Source organism: Streptomyces sp. NPDC001068, from assembly GCF_042897315.1.
Classification (GTDB): domain Bacteria; phylum Actinomycetota; class Actinomycetes; order Streptomycetales; family Streptomycetaceae; genus Streptomyces.
Map to the genome: position 1 here is coordinate 20,226 of NZ_JBIAYD010000026.1, position 17,506 is coordinate 37,731.

Annotated in this window: 11 protein-coding genes; all 11 read right to left on the reverse strand. The window is 73.9% G+C overall.

The genetic code is table 11. The features are described from left to right. Positions 1–37: 37 nt before the first annotated feature. A complete protein-coding gene (locus tag ACFY3I_RS42010) occupies positions 38–394 on the reverse strand; it encodes a hypothetical protein (RefSeq protein WP_390866244.1) in 357 nt (118 codons plus the stop codon). Then, a complete protein-coding gene (locus ACFY3I_RS42015; protein ID WP_390866245.1) occupies positions 387–818 on the reverse strand; it encodes a YbaB/EbfC family nucleoid-associated protein in 432 nt (143 codons plus the stop codon). Before ACFY3I_RS42015 ends, ACFY3I_RS42010 begins: the two co-directional genes overlap by 8 nt. A gap of 52 nt (positions 819–870) precedes the next feature. Continuing rightward, positions 871–3,171, reverse strand: a complete 2,301-nt coding sequence (locus ACFY3I_RS42020; protein WP_390866246.1) for a hypothetical protein — start codon at positions 3,169–3,171, stop codon at positions 871–873. A gap of 36 nt (positions 3,172–3,207) precedes the next feature. Then, positions 3,208–3,870: a hypothetical protein gene (locus ACFY3I_RS42025; RefSeq protein ID WP_390866247.1), complete on the reverse strand. Its 663-nt coding sequence runs from the start codon at positions 3,868–3,870 to the stop codon at positions 3,208–3,210. A gap of 1 nt (position 3,871) precedes the next feature. Beyond that, the gene (locus tag ACFY3I_RS42030; protein ID WP_365295984.1) at positions 3,872–4,162 is read right to left on the reverse strand and encodes a WXG100 family type VII secretion target; all 291 of its coding nucleotides are present in this window, start codon (positions 4,160–4,162) and stop codon (positions 3,872–3,874) included. A gap of 54 nt (positions 4,163–4,216) precedes the next feature. Then, positions 4,217–4,546, reverse strand: coding sequence for a WXG100 family type VII secretion target (locus tag ACFY3I_RS42035; protein WP_365295986.1), 330 nt, complete (start codon positions 4,544–4,546; stop codon positions 4,217–4,219). Between the two features lie 190 nt (positions 4,547–4,736). Then, a complete protein-coding gene (locus ACFY3I_RS42040) occupies positions 4,737–8,036 on the reverse strand; it encodes a right-handed parallel beta-helix repeat-containing protein (RefSeq protein WP_390866248.1) in 3,300 nt (1,099 codons plus the stop codon). Then, positions 8,033–10,738: a hypothetical protein gene (locus ACFY3I_RS42045; RefSeq protein ID WP_390866249.1), complete on the reverse strand. Its 2,706-nt coding sequence runs from the start codon at positions 10,736–10,738 to the stop codon at positions 8,033–8,035. The genes ACFY3I_RS42040 and ACFY3I_RS42045 overlap by 4 nt, the downstream gene beginning before the upstream one ends. A 5-nt stretch (positions 10,739–10,743) precedes the next feature. Then, on the reverse strand, positions 10,744–12,042 hold the full coding sequence (gene eccB / locus ACFY3I_RS42050) for a type VII secretion protein EccB (protein WP_390866250.1): 1,299 nt from the start codon (positions 12,040–12,042) through the stop codon (positions 10,744–10,746). 16 nt (positions 12,043–12,058) lie between these two features. After that, positions 12,059–13,456: a type VII secretion integral membrane protein EccD gene (gene eccD / locus ACFY3I_RS42055; protein ID WP_390866251.1), complete on the reverse strand. Its 1,398-nt coding sequence runs from the start codon at positions 13,454–13,456 to the stop codon at positions 12,059–12,061. Next, positions 13,453–17,433: a type VII secretion protein EccCa gene (gene eccCa / locus ACFY3I_RS42060; protein WP_390866252.1), complete on the reverse strand. Its 3,981-nt coding sequence runs from the start codon at positions 17,431–17,433 to the stop codon at positions 13,453–13,455. The genes eccD and eccCa overlap by 4 nt, the downstream gene beginning before the upstream one ends. Between the last annotated feature and the right edge of the window lie 73 nt (positions 17,434–17,506).

The following is a 17,506-nucleotide window of genomic DNA, read 5'->3' on the forward strand; positions in this document are numbered from 1 at the left end:
ACCCCGCCCCTCACCCGAGAACGCGCCCCGCCGGGCCCTACCGCTTCCTCGGCGTGTGGGACGGCGCGCCCGCCGCGACCGTGCCGATCCTGTGCGACGCCTCGACGGCGTTGATCTCGGTCTTCACGAGCCGGTCGTGCAGCCCCCGGATCCGGTCCGTGGTGTCCTGCAGCGACCGCCCGATCTCATCGACGAGCTTCTGGGTGCTGCGGGCCGGTCCGTCGTGCTGCTCCTTGAACTTCGCTCCGGTCGCGTCGGAGCCGGCCGCGTCGCTGTGGGCCGCGACACGCACCTGCGAGTCCCTGGCGATCTCCACGGCCTTCTCGGCGAGCAGCCGGAACTCCTCCATCGCCCTCTTGAGACGCTCGGTGTCCCTGACCTCGAGCCTAGCCATGAGTGTCTTCCCTCAGTTTCGCCATCAGGGTGTCGCGGGTGGATTCCGGTGTCGGCGGCTCCTCCGGGAGGAACGCGGTCGCGTCGACCCGGCCCTGGAGGAGGTCAGCCATGTCGATGCCGGACGGCAGCCCGACGGCGACGACGGCACCGACGCTCTCCAGCGCCTCCGCCCTGGCCTGCCGGATCGTCGCGAGCACCACGTCCGCCAGTTCCTTGGGCGCCAGCCGGCGGTAGGCACCGGTCGGGAAGGAGAGTGCGGTCACCTCTCCCTGCGCTCCCACCGTGACCTTCACCGTCTGACGCGGTGCGGTGACGGTGGCCGTCGTCTCGTTGATCCTGCGGCGGGTGTCGAGGGCCTCCTCGCGCTGACGGTGGTACAGCGCGAGGAGTTCCTCCAACTGCTGCTCGTATCGGTGCGGCACCGGTGGTTCTTCCCTTCGGTCGATGGCGGGTTCGGACACGGGGGCCGGAGACTCACAGCGCGGGGGAAGGCCCGCCGGGCACGGTTCCCCACGCGCTCTCCTCCTGGACGAGCAGATCGGCGATCCCCCTGGGGGTCTCCTCCGCAGGTTCGTCCTCGCCTTCCTCCACGGTCTCCTCGGGCTCCGGCTCGCCGTCGCCGTACCAGGGCAGCGGAACGGCACCGGCGGCCGCGGGCGCCGTCCCCGGAGCGGGACGCTCGGGCTGCCAGGTGCTCCAGGGCTCGTGGGCCTCGCCCCGTCCCTCCTCCTCGGACGGCGGGCCACCCTCCCGCTCCCCGGGCACGGCCCACAGCAGCGGTACGAAGGCACCCGCGCCGACGGCCCCGACCTCCCAGGCGGAGAAGTCCTCCTCGCCGTCGTCGGGGCGCGGGCGGACGGCGGGGGCGGTGCTCCCGTCACCGGGCAGGGGCAGCCCGTCGGAGCCGACGGCCACGGGAGCCGGGGCGGCCGCCGTCCCGGCTCCGTCGGACGTGCCCGTGACGGCAGGTTCCGCGGCGGCCGGTTCCGCGACGGTCGCGTCGCCCCGGGTGCCCTCCGCGGCCCGCGCGCCCTCCGTGCCCCGGCGGGCACCCGGGGCCCCGGCCGCCGCGTCGGGTGCGCCGAATCCCAGCAGGTAGGGCACTCCGGGCAGCGCGCCCTCCGCGGATCCGACGTCGTCGCCGTCGCTGTCGCCGTCTCCGTTCTCCTCCGCGTCCCACGGACCGGTGCTGGAGTCCAGGAGCGCGGACGCGTCGCTGGGGTCGCCCGCCGCGTCGCGTGCGCCGCCGGTCGGGCCCATGCCTCCCATGCCGGGCATGAACGGCAGCCCGGCCGCTCCGAGGCCTTCGCCGCCCGCCAAGGCGCCCAGCTCCGAGCCCACTTCGTCGCCGCCGAAGGCGGTGTCGCCCTCCCAGGGTTCGGAACTCGCGTCGAGCAGTCCGGACGCGTCCGTCGGCTCCGCCGACAGCCCCGCACCGCCCGACCCGGCGCCGCCCATGCCGCCCATGCCCGGCAGGTAGGGCATCCCCGAACTCGTCACCGGCCGCGCGGACAGGCCCGCGCCGGCGGCCGGCTCGTCACCGAGACCGTCGGCCAGACCTGAGCCGATCCCGTCCGCGAGACCGTCGTCCAGCCCGAGGTCGCCGAACGCGGCGGGGTCGGCCGCGGAGAGACCGTCGAGGCCTTCGTCGCCGGCTGTGCCGAGGCGACCGCCGCCGAGACCGCCAAGACCGCTGAGGCCACCCAGACCGGCCAGGCCGGCCAGGGATGCCGGGTTCAGCGCGGTGTCGAGGGCCGACGGGTCGAACCCGCCGGTGTCCAGGCCGCCACCGATGCCCCCGCCGTCCAGGTCGGCCGGATCACCCGGGAAGCCGGCCAGATCGCCGGGGGTCAGGTCACCGAGGCCGTCACCCAGACCGCCCCCGATACCGGCTCCGGCGTCGAAGCCGGTGTCGGGCGGGCCGGACAGGGCCGCGAGGCTCTGGGGGTCGGGCGAGCCCGACAGCCCCGGAAGGTCGCCGCCGCCGAGCCCCCCGTCGAGCCCGCCGCCGATGCCTCCGCCGGCGTCCAGCCCGGCGTCGAACCCCCCGGCCCCGGGAAGCGGGTCGCCGCCCAGGCCGCCGTCGCCGTCGGTGCCGCCCTTGGTGGGGTCGTCCACGGGTTTCGGGTTGATGATCGAGTCGCTGGTCACCGCGTAGTCGTCGGCCAGGGTCTTCAGCACCACCCGCATGTCGGCGGTGAGATCGGTCACGATGTCCGGCCTCTGGCTGATGGGGATCAGCCCGTTCGACATCGGCTGAACGCCCAGCGCGATGGCCCGCTGCGCGTAGTACTGGTCGAGATCAGCGATCAGCTTCTGTGCGTTCCACAGGGCCACCCCGTTGCCGGCCAACTGGTTCGGGATGGAGTGTTTGCCGGTGGAACCGCCCGCCAGGACCGTGACGTTGGCCATCACCTGGTTGGAGAAGTTCTCCATCATGGTGAGGAACGAGTCGGCCGCGGTGCCCTTCCACGGACCGTCGTCACCGGCGAGGGCCTTGGCCTGGTCGACCAGACTCCTCCCTACCGTCTCCAGCGTCTTCTGGACGTGGTAGAAGGCCAGGGCGGCGTCGACCAGCGACTGCGGGTTCGAGACCTCGAGCGCGAGCGCGTCGTTGGCCGCCGTCGCCTGGCCCGACAGCCCGAAGATGGCCGCCCTGATCTGCTTCCAGTCCCAGCTGTCGTAGTCCGCGCGGTTGCCGCTCGACCCGTCGTAGACGGCGAAGATGTTGCCGTCGCCGTCCGTGCGGAAGCCGCCGCCGTTGTAGTCCGGCACTGCTGTTCTCCTGTACGCGCCTCGCGGGACCGGCCGTCAGGCCTTGCCACCGCCGCTGCTGCCGCCGCTGCTGCCGCCACCGCCGCTGTTGCCACCGCCGCCGCTGCCGCCGCTGTTGCCGCCGCTGCCGCTGCCGTTCGACGAGGAGCCGCCGTTGGCGGCCATCATCTGGTCGAAGTCGTCCGGGGTGTTGGCGAAGGCCTCCGCGAGCTTCTTCGCGGACATCCCGTTGGCGTCCTCGATCCGCGCGTAGTCGCGGCTCAGCTTGCGCATGCCGTCACGCATGTCGGTGAGGCCCGTGGCCAGGATGTCCAGGACGGCCGTGTAGGTCTGCTTGAGACCGCCGTGACCGTCCGTGCCGGTGACCTTCGTGCGCATCACGTTCGCGTCGTAGAAGGCGCCCGGCGCGACGCGCACCCCCTCCATCCTGGCCGCGGCGTCCTGCACCGGTTTGATCAGCGCGTCGATGTTCCGGGCGAACAGTTCGAGTGACGGGGTGCTGACCGACGTGCCCGAGCCGCCACCGCCCCCGCCCGGTACGGCCGGGGCCTTGACCGGGGCCGGGTCGTAGGCGAACGGCGTGGGTGTGTGGTGCACCGTGGTCTCGGGCTTCGGCCCGGCCGGCGCGGGGTGCGGCTGGTTCGGATTGGCGTTGGTCGGCTTGCTGCCGTACGTCTTGGGATCCGGTACGTAGACCACGTCACTGCTCCCAGAGGCTGACGCCCTGCCGCTCACCGGCGTGGTAGGACTCGTTGATGTGCCCGAGGGCGTTCGTGGCGTTCTGCGCCTGTACGACCATGTCCGCGGCGGCCGCGTCCCACTTGGCCTTGGCGGCGTCGTAGGTGCTGCGTGCGTCGCTGGTCCACTCGCTCAGATTCATCTTCGCGCCGTTGTCCAGGGTGGTCAGCGTCTCCTGGATCTTCTTGCTGATCGCGGCCATCTCACCGATGACGTACTCGACCTGGTCCATCTGCACGGTGTACGTGGGCATGTTGTCGTTCCTCGGCGTATCGGGGTGAGGGGGGTGGGGGCGGCGAGCGGACGGCTAGAAGCCCGGCAGTCCTGCCATGCCCTGGCGCACCTGGGCGGCCGCGTCCGTGGTGGTCTGATGCGTGTCGGCGTAACCGCCGGTGTTCGCCTGGAGCTTCTCGAACATCAGGCTGAGCTGGCTGCGCACCGTGGCGAAGTCCTGGAGCCAGGTGTCCATGGCGCTCTGGAAGGTGCTGGAGGCGTCGCCGGTCCAGCTCGCGCGCAGCGCGTCGATCTGGCCCGCCATCGAGCTGTACGAACTGTTCGCCTCGTCCAGGGCGTTCTGGAAGTCGCCCTGGGCGGCCTTCATTCCCTCAAGGCTTACCGAAGTGCTGGGACCAGCCATGATCTTCCCTTCTCGTCTCTCATCGGTGCGTTCTCGTCGGTGCGTGTTTGTCGGTGCGTACTCGTCGGTGCGTACCCGTCCGTGCGCGAACGCGTCCGTGGCGACGATCGTCGGCCAGGTCGGCGGCGGCCCACGAGCCCCTGCCGTGGTTGCTGCCCGAGCAAGCGGATCTCTCTGCCCTTTCGGTCCGTCAGGTGACCACCAGGTCCTGGGACGGGAGCGGCAGCTCACCGGCGAGGTCGTCGAGCACGAGTTCGTCGGTCCGGGCCCGGGCGGCGATGCGGTCCGCCAGCCGGTGGGCGCCGTGCGCTCCCTGGGCCGGGTCCTGGGCGGCCAGCGCCGCCTCGACCTCGTCGCTCGTCGTGAGGCCCAGCGCGGTGAGCCTGCGCCGGGTCAGTGCGGCGAGTCCGGCGCCGGTCCAGGCGGGCAGCCGCAGGCACTCGGCGAACACCGCCGCCAGACCGACCCGGGCCCGCAGCAGTTGCATCAGGTGCGGGGCGGTCCCGGACAGCACCAGCACGGCTCCGTGCCCGTCCCGGGCGGCGGCTTCGAGGGCCAGGGCGTCGAGGACGGCGTCCTGCTCGTCCTCCGGACGGTCCCCGAAGAGGTCGTCGACCTCGGCCAGGAGCAGACCGCCGGCCGCCCGCCGGAAGACGTCGGCCAGGTAGGTGCGGGGCTGGTGCGCCCAGCGGGCCGGGACGGCGGACAACGGCAGGCGGGTCAGCGCCCCGGACGGCACGACACCGCTCTCGGCGAGCGACCGCGCGTAGGCGGCGGCCACGGCCCGCCGCCCGCTGCCCGGCGCGCCCTCCAGCACGATGTCCGCCAGACCGGCGGTGCCCTGAGCGAGCCTCACGAGGGTGTCCACCCGGGCGGACAGTGCCTGCGGCACCGGGTCGAGACCGGACAGCGCCGCGAGATGACGCGTGACCACGGCGGCCGGCACGACCGGCGCCGCCGACGGGACGGCCGGGGGTGCGCCCGGCGGCGGTGACGGGACGGGCGCGACGACAGGCGCCGCCGACGGGACGGCCGACGGCTCCCCCGACGGCTCTCCCGGCGACGGCGACGGCGACGGCGACGGCGACGGGGAGAGGGACGGGGGCTGGGCGGGTTCGACGCCGGCACGGCGGTCCGCCGGCTCCGCGGCCGGCGGCGGTGTGGCGGACGGCGGGGGTGTCGCGGGCGCCGGTGGTGTCGCGGCCGGTGTCTGCGGGGCCTGGGTGATCGTGGGGATGTCGGCGACCGTCAGGCGGCTCAGCTCCCCGTCGTTCTCGGCCGCGTGCGAGGCCAGCCGGGACGCCTGGGAGCTGATCATCGTCTCGAAGATCTGCCGGGCGACCCGGCCGTTGCCGAAGGTCGGGCCCTTGGGTACCTCCTCGAAGTACCGGTAGAGGGCGCCCAACGCGTCGTCGGCCAGTTCGTAGTAGTGCTTGTCGCAGAGGTTCCGGGCGATGGTGACGAGTTCCTCGGCGGAGTAGTTGGGGAACTCCACGGTGCGGGCGAACCGCGAGGCCATGCCGGGGTTGGAGGCCAGGAAGCGGTCCATGTGCTCGGAGTAGCCCGCGGCGATGACCACGATCTCGTCCCGGTGGTCCTCCATCAGCTTCATGAGGGACTCGACGGCCTCCTGGCCGAAGTCGGGGCCGGTGCCGCGCGACTGGTTGGTCAGGGTGTAGGCCTCGTCGATGAACAGCACCCCGCCGAGCGCCCGGTTGAAGACCTCGGTGGTCTTGATGGCGGTGCCGCCGATGATCTGGGCCACCAGGTCCGCGCGGGCCACCTCGACGATGTGCCCCTTGGCGAGAATGCCGAGTTCGGCGAGGACCGCCCCGTACAGCCGGGCCACGGTCGTCTTGCCCGTCCCCGGGGGTCCGGCGAAGACCAGATGGCGGCTCATCGGGGGCATCGGCAGACCCCTCTCGGTGCGCCGCTGGGTCATCTTGTTCAGGTTGATCAGCGCGGTGACCTCGCGCTTCACGCTCTCCAGGCCGACCAGTGCCTCCAGGTCGGCCAGCGGCCCGGTGTCCGGCCGAGAGGCCCCCGGGCTCCGGTCGGTGGACGTGTCGCGCCGGCGCCCGCCCGGATCGTGGCGTTCCTCGGCCACCTCCGCCGCCCGGTCGCGGGCGTTGTCCGTGAGGACGCAGTTGCTCAGGTCGGTCCGCGCGTCGGCGTGCGCGTTGACGCCGTGCCCGCGTGCTCCTGTCATCCGACAGCCGACGGCGGTGAGGGACCCGTGCCCGAGCACCTGGACGGCGTCGGTCTCCGAGTCGGTGAACTCGCTGTCGTGCGCGGTCAGTTCGCTCCCCTCCGCCACGACCGCGCCGCAGCCGTGGAGCGTGCAGCCGGTGAGCAGGGCCGTCGCCCCCGCGGCCAGGGTGACGCCCGGGCCTCCCCCGCTGACGTCGATCCCGGCGCCGCGCAGGGTCAGCCGTGAGCCGTCCTGCGCGCGGACACCCGCGCCGGCGTCCCCGGCCACGGTGAGCCGTTCCAGTTCGGCGACGGCGGAGTCGGTGATCTGCACGGCCGCGGCCGAGGTCTCGCGGACGGTGAGTCCGTGGGCGGTCAGGACGGTGTCCGGCCCGCTCAGGTGGACGCCGACGGACGAGCCGCTGATCGTGCAGTCGTCGAGGCGGGGCCGGGCGCCGCCGGTGACCTGGACCCCGCTGCGGGCCGCGCCGGTCACCGTGCAGCCGTGCAGACGGGGCGCGGCGCCGTCGGCGACGTGCACGGACTGGCCGGCCGATCCGGAGAAGTCGCAGTCGGTGAGCGTGGTCTCGCCGTGCCCGGTCAGGTAGGCGTCCAGAGCCGCGCTGCCGATGACGGTCACCCGGAGGAAGGCGGCCCGTGCCTCCTGCTCGACGGCGATGGCCGGCTTGCCGCTGCCGGTGATCCTGGTGGACTCCACGGTCGCCGCCGCGTGCCCGTTGACGCAGACGCCGTTGCCGCCGGGGCGGTCGAGCCGGCAGTCGCGCACGTCCAGCCGGCCCTGTTCGGCGACCACGACGGCCGACGATCCGACTCCGGTGATCTCCGTGCTCTCCAGGACGTTGCCGCCGCGCGAGGTGACGACGACACCGGCGCCGTCCGGGTTGGTCACCCGGCAGCCGCGGGCGGCCAGGACGCCCTGGTTCCAGGCCAGTACGGCCGTCCAGGCAGCGCCCTCGATCACGCAGCCGTCCAGGGCGGACTGTCCGCGCCGCAGGTCGAGGACGGGGGCCTCGGGGTCCGTTCCGGACAGGACCAGGCCGGAGAGCTGGACCGCCTCCGCGTCCACGACGACGGTGCTCCCGGCCGTCGCGTGCACCCGCACCGTGCCCGCGCCGTGCTCGGCGGACAGGGTGACGGCGCGGGTGATGTCCAGGGTCTCCTCGTACCGTCCGGCGGCCACGTTGATCAGCGCGCCCTCGTTGGCCTCGGCGAGTGCCCGGCTGATCGACCGGTGGGCCCCCGGCCGGTCGGGCGACACCCACAGGACCTGCCTGCTCACGGTCGGGCTCCTTCCGGTCGGCCGGTGCGGGCCGGGTGGGGGGCGAGGACGAGTCCCGGCGGGGCGGCGCTCTGCGCCACGGCGTCGGTCCCGGCCTTCTCCAGGGCGTCGAGGATGTTGCCCAGCCCTGTGAGGGCCATCTCGTCGAACCGCCCCGGCTGGGCGGCCACGCCGCCGCTCCGGTCGGTCTCGGACGGGGACAGCTCCCTCATCAGGACGGCGTCGCCGTCCGTGCGCAGCACCTTGAAGACGGTCCCCGGCAGGAACAGCACCCGGTCGGAGAGGTCGGGGTCGAGCGAGGCGGTGCGGCGGGCGGTCATCGACCAGATCAGTACGTCGGTGGCTCCGGTGCCGCGCGGACCGGTGTGCAGCGAGGTCCGGGCGTGGCAGAACGCCCACTCGGTGACGAGCCGGCCGTCCTGGTACCAGGCGCGCTCCGCGCCGTTCAGCCGGGTGCGCAGCAGGACGGGTCCACGGTGGGAGGGCAGCCTGCGCAGTCCGGCGGCCACGCAGCGGGCCAGGGGTACGTGGGGTCCCGCGGTGGCCGTCCGTACGGCGGCGTCCGCGCGGCTGCTGTCGCCGGACAGGTAGAGGCGGACCGCGACCAGGTCGGTCAGCGCCTCGGCGGCTTCCGCCTTGGAGCCGCCGCGCAGGCCGGGTGACTCGGACATCACCCGCGAGACCGATCCGGCGATGGCGTTGTACTGGTCGCTGAACGTCTGGCGTATCCAGTCCCGTTCCCGGGCGATGCCGCGCTCGGGCGGTATCGCGCAGGCCGCGGTTCCGGGTACGGGCTGCACGCGTACGGCTGCGGCCGCGTCCGGTGGGGCGGGTACGGGCGCGGGCTCGAGGGCCGGGTCCTGGTCCTGGTCCTGGTCCTGGTCCTGGACGGGTTCCCGGGGTGGGGCCGGTTCCGCCGCAGGCGTGCCGGACTCCAGCCGGAAGCGCGGCGCCGCGGGCCGGACGACCCGCGCCGCGGAAGCGGACGAGCCGGGGGAAACGCCGGCCTCGGGCACCCCACCGACCCCGGCCGCCCCGCCCGACCCGGGAGACGTACCCGACTCCCCGGGCTCAGCTGCGTCACCCGCCTCGGTGAACCCACCGGACGCACCGGGCCCTTCGGACCCACCGGCACCGCTCAACTCGGGGAACCCGTTGGACTCACCGGCCCCGTCCAACTCGGGGAACCTGTCGGACTTACCGGCCCCGTCCGACCCGGGAATCTTGCCGGACTCACCGGCCCCGCCCAACCCTCGGAACCCGCCGGACTCACCAGCCCCGCCCACCCCGCCGACGCCATCAGGCTCGCCACTCTCACCGAGTTCATCAGACTCACTGATCGCACCGATTTCGCCGGTCGCACCCGACTCACTCAACTCATCCGACTCACTCAACTCATCCGACTCACCCAACTCACCGGCACCCTCCAGCTCGCGGGACGGTCCCGGATCGGAGGAGGTGCGTGGGGTCTGCGTGGACCCGGTGGGGGAAGGGGCCGCGGAGGGAGTCTCCGTGGCCCCCGGTGCGGCGGTCGAGCCGCTCTCGGGTTCGCCGGTGGGAGGCGCCGGTGTCTCCCGTACCGCCGCCGGAGGAGTCGCGCGGCCGGTCTCCGTCTGGACGCGGGCGGCGGGCCGCGGGGCGGGCGGGGCGGCCGCCGGTTCCGGTGTCCCGGAGCCGAGGTCGATGGAGGTCTCCGCCCCGCCCGCGGTGCCCGTACGGGTGCCGGCGACCCCGAGTTCCGCGGGGAGCCCCTTGCCCGTAGCGCCGACGGCCGTGGCCGGGGACGCTCCCTCGGTCCCGGACTCCGCGACGCCCGGCATCGGCATCGGCATCGGCATCGGCATCGGCATCGACACCGCGCCGTGCGCCGGAAGGTACGCGAGCGTGTCGTCGTCGGCCGCTCCGGCTGCCCCCGTGGGCAGTTCGGCGTACAGGACGACCTCGTGGCCGAGGACGTCCGCGAGGTACTGGCCGGGGGTGACGGAGTCCGGCGCGTCCACGGTGCCGTACAGGTGGAAGCGCACCGTCGCCCGGGCGGTGGGCAGGACGCTGTCCCAGTAGCGGGCCACGTCCTCGACCGGCAGCGGCGGCGTGCCGGGGCTGCCGATGACAACGAGCAGACGGCGCGGGTCGGTCGCGGTGGTGGTGACCGCGCGCCGGTACCGGTCGGCGACCCGGCCGCGGTCGGTGGGCCGCAGCCACACGCCGGACGGGATCGGCTGGGCGACGGTGTGGGTGCCCACGGAACGGGCGCGCAGGGGCAGCGAGAACTCCCAGTCGGGTCTGGGGAACCGCTGCGAGTCGCGTTCGGCGGTCCGGCCGGGCCGGAACCGCAGCCAGGCGGTCCCGTCGCCGGGCACGAACAGGCCGCCCGCCGCGGTCGGGGTCAGGGCGCCGTCCGCGGCCAGGACCTCCCGGCCGATGCGTTCCGCGATGAGTCCGGCGGCCCTGCGCACGTCCTCTCCCTTCTCGCGTCCGAAGACGATGCGCAGACTGCCGTGACGCGGGGAGGACAGGATCTTGGCCACGGCTCGCCATTCGTCGGCGAGCGAACCGGCGGGCAGGTCCACGACGACCAGGGTGTGGTGCGGGTCGCGGGCCAGCCCGCCGGCGAAGTCGGCGGCCCGCTTGTCGACCCGGCCCCTGGGATGGACCAGCAGGGCGTCGCCGACCGGCGTGGCCCGCAGGCGGAGCCTGCTCACCTGGCTCACCCCTTCGCGGCCGCGGCGCGGCTGAGCACCGGGCCGTCGGGGACGAGGGAGAGGACGCCGGCGGGCAGCGTCAGGCGCCGGGCGGCGCCGCCGAGACCGAGAGCCTTGACGGCGTCGTCGTCGGCAATCAGGTACTTCAGTCCCTGTTCGGTGATGAGGTAGGGGGTCCGGGTGTCGCCGCCGGCCGGGACCGCCAGCGCGCCGCCGCCCGCGGGGAGGACCACGCGGCGGGCGCCGGCGTGGCCGACGGTGATCCGGTGCCGGCCGTCGCGGAGCTGTTCCACGCAGACGGTGCCGCCCGGCAGGGCGCGGGCCCCGCTGACGTCCGGGATGCGGTCGGTGGCCGTGTGTTCCGCGGAGACCGGGGCGAGCGCGATGTCCGGCTGCTCGACCTGCCGGGGCGCGGGCGCGCCGGGCCGGGCGGCGAGCAGGGCGTACGCGGTCGGGTTGACGGGGACGAGTCCGTCGGCGCGCAGCAGGTAGTGCCGTTCGCCGCCGCCGGTGCTGGTCCTGAAGAGCTGGCCGACCCGGGCGGCGCGCCCCGCCACCTCGCCGGCGGCGGTCCCCGCACCGGGCAGCGCGGGCGCGGCGAGGGCGGCGCCGGTGGGCACGCCGTCCAGCCAGTCGCCGGTGGCGGTGAAGGCGGCCTGGCTGTCCAGGCCGAGCGCGATGAGGGCGGCCCGGTCGGGGACCGGGTACTTCATCCCGCGCAGCAGCAGGTAGCGGCTCTTCCCGGGGCCGTCGACCAGGATCTGCCGGTCGGACGGCAGGGGGCGCAGGGCCGTGGCGGCGGGACCGAGGTAGAGGCTCTGTCCGGTCTTCGGGTTGGCGGTGTCCGGCAGGCAGCGCGCCCAGGGGCCGGAGGTCAGCGCGGTCGGGTCCGGCACGTTGTCCGGTGCGCCGGGGATGCCGACCGGCGCGCCGTGCTGCACTCCGGCGAGGGCCCGGGACGAGAGCGCCTCGGGGGCGGTCCGCCTGCCGGCGATGAGCAGGGCCGAGGCGTAGTTGCGGGTGGGGCGCAGGACACCGCCCGCGTACACGTAGCGGTTGCCGGTGTCGCTCTCCAGGACGACGGCGCCGTCCTTGCGCCAGTCGTCCTTCGGCGCGGGGAAGATCAGGCCGTACACGCCGAACCCGGCGCACAGCAGGATCACCAGGCCCACCCCGAACACCGAGCCGAGGGCGGAGCGCCGGGTCGGGCTCTCGCCGCGGCCGGGGTCGCCGCTGACGAGTGCGGAGGCGAGGCGTCCCATCGCGAACTGGTACGCCTGCACGTGGTCACGTCGAGTCTGCACGTTCGTTCGTCCGTCCTCAGCCCGCGAGACCGCGGAAGTACGCGTAGGCGTGCAGGACTTGCAGGAGCAGCGGCAGCAGGCCGATCGCGGTGACGATCTCCAGGAGGTCGCCGAGGTGGCCCCAGACCGGCAGCAGCCGGGCTCGTGGCAGCCGCCAGGCGCCGACCAGCAGCAGCACGGCGGCGGTCAGCAGCACGGCCAGGGCGGTGCCCCGGCCCGCCGTTCCGCCGTGCGCGGTGCGCAGGACGAGGACCAGAGCGATCCCGTAGGCGCCGGCCAGCACGGCGGGGATCCGTTGCAGGGTGCCGTTGGTGCCCCGGGCCCGCAGCAGCACGGCCAGACTGAGCGCGAGCGTCAGCAGCACGCCCGCCCAGCCGTGCTCGCGGGTCGTCAGCATCCACAGGGCGACGGCCCAGACCAGCGCCGAGGCGATGCTGATCACGTCGAGGCAGGCGGTGGCCACGGAGACCCGGGCCGACACCCGGGTTCCGGTCTCGGGTTCGATGTCCAGTTGCAGTTCCCGGGCGTCGTGCGGGAGTTGGGGGACCCGGAGCCGGGCGATGCGCAGTGCGAGGCGGGGGGCGAGGTGCCCGAGGACGAACAGGGCGACGGCGACGACGGCGGCCGCCTGCTCGCCCCGCAGCCCGAAGCCCTTGGCCAGCACCGCCGCGCAGGCGGCGGCCGCCGCGGTCAGCAGCACGGTGCCGGGGACGACCGGGGGCAGGGCCCCCAGGGCGAACAGCACGGCGGCCATGGCGATCACGCATCCGGCGCCCAGGAGCGTGCCGGTCGGGCCGGGGAGACGACCGTCGGCGGGCCCGTCGCGCAGGACGGTGCCCGCGATGCCCGCGAAGCAGAAGGCCCCGACTCCGGCGACCAGGACGCTTCCCCGGTCGGCGCCTGCCCGGGCGGTCGTGGCGCAGGTGACGCCGAGGACGATCGCGAGGATGGCGGCGAAGACGGCGGCGGGGCGGCCGGTGCCCGCCTGCAGCAGGGCCGCGGCGAGGCCGGTCAGGGCCAGGCCGGCCAGCCCCAGGCAGAGGTTCCTGGTGAGTGCGGGACGCCACCGGCCGGGGCCGTCGCCGACGGTCCGGGCGACGCCGTCGGCCAGATCGTCGAAGTGCAGCGCGGGCAGGGGCGCGTCGGCCGGGCGCAGGTGCAGCACGTCGCCGTGGCGCAGGCCGCTGCTCTCGGGTGTGGCCTCCGGCTGGAGGGGTTCCTCGCCGAGCCGTTGCAGCACCCAGGCGGCGCCGTCCGCGGCGGTCGCGGCGGGCAGCCGCCGCAGCAGGGCCGGCAGCAGGGCGGACACCGGGGTGGTGACCGGCACGGACAGGTCGGCCCGGCCGTCGGGGGTCTCGACGGTGACGCGGCAGACCTCGGTGGCCCTCCCCGTCAGCGGTACGGCCGTGGTCATCGTGCTCCTGTGGGGACGGGGCCCGCCGGCACCAGGCCGGTCTGGACGAGCTTGACGGTGCGCCGGGTGACGAACTGGGCTCGTCCGGCCGGCAGGGTGCGGGGCCTGGCCTCGCCGAGGAACTTGCCCTCCTCCTTGGGATAGGAGAAGAGGAGCGCGGGGCTGCCCAGCTCCCACATGCGGCGGATCAGCGGGTCCATCATCGAGCGCATGGCGCCGGAGGTGCTCCGGGCGACGACCAGGTGCAGCCCGATGTGGGCGCCCTGGGCGAGCAGCGGGACCAGCGGGGCCATCGGCGAGGGGGACCCGGGCGTGCCGGAGAAGAGGTCGTAGTCGTCGACGAGGACGAACAGCAGGGGACCGGTCCACCAGTCGCGCCGTTCAAGCTGTTCGGGGGTGATGTCGGCGCCGGGCTGCCGCTTGCTCACGGAGACGGCGGCGCTCTGCGCCAGTCTGCCGAGTCCGTCGGTGTCGACGACGTAGCCGACGCGGTATTCCTCGGGTACGTCCTTGAGCAGTCCGCGTCCGGGGTCGGCCAGCAGGATGCGCGCCTCGTCCGGGCCGTAACGGCCGGTGATGGCGCGGATCGCCAGGCGCAGGGCGTTGGTCTTGCCGGTCTCGCCGTCCCCGTACACCAGCAGGTGCGGGGTGGCGCCGAAGTCGTGCCACAGCGGGGCGAGCCGCTGCTCGTCCCAGCCCAGGCAGTACCTGAGGTCCCGGGTGCCGGGCGGCGCGGGGAGCCGGCCGGCGTCCAGGGTGGTGGGCAGCAGGCGCACTCCGGGTGCGCTGCCGCCGGTCCAGAACGTGGTGATCTCGGCGACGGCGGCCTTGGTCGCGGTGGTCAGGTCGTCGGTGCGCGACGAGCTGTCCAGCCGGGGCAGGGCGGACAGGAAGTGGTGTCCGGTGCCGGTCAGACCCCGGCCGGGCCGGTGCGGTACTCCGGCGGCCGCCCTGGATCCCACCTCGGACTCCATGGAGTCGCCGAGCCGCAGCTCGAACCTGGTGCCGAGCAGGTCGCGCAGGCGGGGCCGGATCTCGGACCAGCGCACGGCGGAGACCACCAGGTGCAGGCCGAACGACAGTCCGCGGGCGGCGAGTTCCATCACGCGCTGTTCGAGGTCCTCGAAGTCCTGCCGGAGGGTCGCCCAGCCGTCGACGACCAGGAAGACGTCTCCGTACGGGTCCTCGGTGCCGCCTTCGGCGCGCAGCGCACGGAACGCGGCCATCGACTCCAGTCCGCGAGAGGTGAACAACTGCTCGCGCTGTTCGACGAGTTGGGAGAGTTCCTCGACGGTGCGCAGGACCCGTTCGCGCTCCAGGCGGGTGGCGATCGACCCGACGTGCGGCAGCCCGGCCGTGGAGACCAGTCCGCCGCCACCGAAGTCCAGGCAGTAGAACTGGACTTCGGCCGGCGTGTGGGTCAGGGCGAGCGACAGCATCAGGGTCCGCAGCAGCGTCGACTTGCCGGTCTGCGGCGCACCCACCAGGCCGACGTGCCCGTCGGCTCCGGACAGGTCGGCGACGAGGAGTTCGCGCAGTTGCTCGTAGGGGCGGTCCACCATGCCCAGGGGCACCCGCAGGGCTCCCTGGACGCGGGGGTCGGCGGCCCCCATGCCGCGCTCGGGATCGGGCACGATGCCGGGCAGCAGCTGGTCCAGGCCGGGCGACTCCGCCAGCGGGGACAGCCATACCTGCCGGGCGGGCGGACCGTTGTCCTCCAATCGTCCGACGAGGACGTCGAGCAGGCTGTCGTCGGCGCTCTCCGTGCCTGTTCCGGCCGGCGCGGGCTCCGGCTCCTGCTCGCGCAGCGCCTCCTCGGCGAGCGAGACCAGCGCCGTGGCCTCCTCCTCGGCCCGGACGGAGGCCGGCCTGCCCTGCCGTTCCAGGCCGAAGGACGTCACCTCGAGCACGGCGGCCTCCCGGCGCCCGGCCTCCTCCGGGCCCGGCGGCGCGGGGACCGGACCGGAGACGTACGCGGCCTTGAAGCGGACGAGGTTGCTGGTGTCGATCTTCAGATAGCCGTTGCCGGGAGCGGACGGCAGCTCGTAGGCGCTGGAGGTGCCGATCACGCTGCGGGACTCCATGGAGGAGAACGTGCGCAGCGCGATCCGGTACGACAGGTGGCCCTCCACCCGGTGGATGCGGGATTCGTCCAGGCGCTGCGAGGCGAGCAGCAGGTGGATGCCGAGGCTGCGCCCCAGGCGCCCGATGGAGACGAACAGCTCGACGAACTCGGGCTTGCTGGCCAGGAGTTCGGAGAACTCGTCGACGATGATCAGGAGGGAGGGGAGCGGGGCCAGCGTGGCACCCGCGCCGCGCGCCTTCTCGTACTCGTAGAGCGAGGCGAAGCCGGCCTCGCGCAGCAGTTCCTGACGCCGGATCATCTCACCGTTGATGGAGTCCCGCATGCGGTCGACGAGATGCAGTTCGTCGGCCAGGTTCGTGATGACCGCCGACGTGTGGGGCAGGCGGTCCATGTTGAGGAAGGTGGCGCCGCCCTTGAAGTCGACCAGGACCAGGTTGAGTATCTCCGAGGAATGGGTGGCGGCCAGGCCCATCACGAGGGTGCGCAGCAGTTCGCTCTTGCCCGACCCGGTGGCGCCGATGAGCAGTCCGTGCGGACCCATGCCGCCCTGCGCCGACTCCTTGAGGTCGAGTTCGACGAGCTCACCGTCCTCGGTGACGCCGATGGGCACCTTGAGACGGGCGTGCTGGGGAAGACGCGGGCGCCACTTGGCCTGGACGTCGAAGCCGCGCGCGTCGCGGATGCCGAGCATGGCGGTGAGGTCGAAGTCGGACTCCAGGGGACGGTCCACCAGGTCGACGCCGCCACCGGTACGCATCGGGGCGAGCACCCGGCCCAGCGTCTCCGCCTCCGTACCGCCGAGCCGGTCGGCGCGGCCGCTGACGGTCTCGGCGCCGTTGGGGAAGTCGACCCGGCCGTCGCGGACGGAGAGTCTGAGCACCTTGGGCCCGCCGGGAACCGCTCCGGTGAGATCGAGCAGGACCACACCGCGGATGCCGGCGCCCAGCAGCCTCGACGTGTCGGGGATCCGCACCCCCTGGGCGACGATCACCGTGAACGGCTCGGCGACGCTGGGCGAGGACTGCGGATCGTGGTCGGGGCGGTCGCGCAGGTCGGAGCCGAGCAGTTCGAGCAGGGTGTCATGGTCGGCGGCGGCCAGGCGCACCGGTCCCGCGGAGTCCTCCTCGTCCGGATGGGCGGTGTGCGGCAGCCACTTGAGCCAGTCCCACTCGCGTTGCGCCGCGGTGTCACCGAGGACGGCGACGCGCAGTTCGTCCGGCGAGTGGAAGACGGCCAACTGGCCGAGCATCGCGCGCGCCAGGGCCAGTGCGTCGTCGGTCTCGCCGGTGAACTCCACACTGGTGAACCGCTGCAGTGACACGGGCACGGGCAGCAGGGGCACCGCCTGGTGGGCCCTGGTGAAGCGGCGCAGCGAGATCGCGCACAGCGGTTCCAGGTCCTCCACCGGCTTGGTCTGCGGCGGCATGAACTCCAGGGCCGCCCGTCGGGTGCCGAGCCCGATCCTGACCCGGGCGAAGTCCTCGTGGCCGGGCCTGCGTTCCCACAGCCGGGGACCGCGGGCGACCGCCCAGAGATCGCCCGGCACGGGGTTGTCCCACACCAGCGCCGCGCGCTGGGCGTCGGCCGCCTGCCGGGCCTGTTGCCGCTTCTGCCCGAGGTAGCGCAGATAGTCCCGGCGCTCGGCGCGCATACGGCGGCGCCGGTCCGAGCCGGGCCGCCCGACCTGTGTGAGGGTCATGCCGACCATGGCGACGCCCATCATCCCGGACATCAGATACGTGCTCGGGCCGCCGTTGCCGACCGAGAACATCAGCACCATGGCGCCGGTGCCCAGGCCCATGGGCAGATACGTCATGACCGAGCCGAAGTCGGCGGTGGCCGGTTCCCCGAGCACGGGGGGCTCGGCCAGTTCGACCTGCCCCTCGGGCATCGGAGGACCTTCGGCACGGGGCGAGCGCTTCGCAACCGTGGTGCTCAAGGTGCTTTCCCGCTTCCTGCTCTCC

Excerpts from the sequence above, each read along its gene's own strand:
- ACFY3I_RS42010 (WP_390866244.1), bottom strand. The coding sequence starts at position 394 with ATGGCTAGGCTCGAGGTCAGGGACACCGAGCGTCTCAAGAGGGCGATG.
- ACFY3I_RS42030 (WP_365295984.1), bottom strand. The coding sequence starts at position 4,162 with ATGCCCACGTACACCGTGCAGATGGACCAGGTCGAGTACGTCATCGGT.
- ACFY3I_RS42035 (WP_365295986.1), bottom strand. The coding sequence starts at position 4,546 with ATGGCTGGTCCCAGCACTTCGGTAAGCCTTGAGGGAATGAAGGCCGCC.
- eccD (WP_390866251.1), bottom strand. The coding sequence starts at position 13,456 with ATGACCACGGCCGTACCGCTGACGGGGAGGGCCACCGAGGTCTGCCGC.
- eccCa (WP_390866252.1), bottom strand. The coding sequence starts at position 17,433 with ATGCCCGAGGGGCAGGTCGAACTGGCCGAGCCCCCCGTGCTCGGGGAA.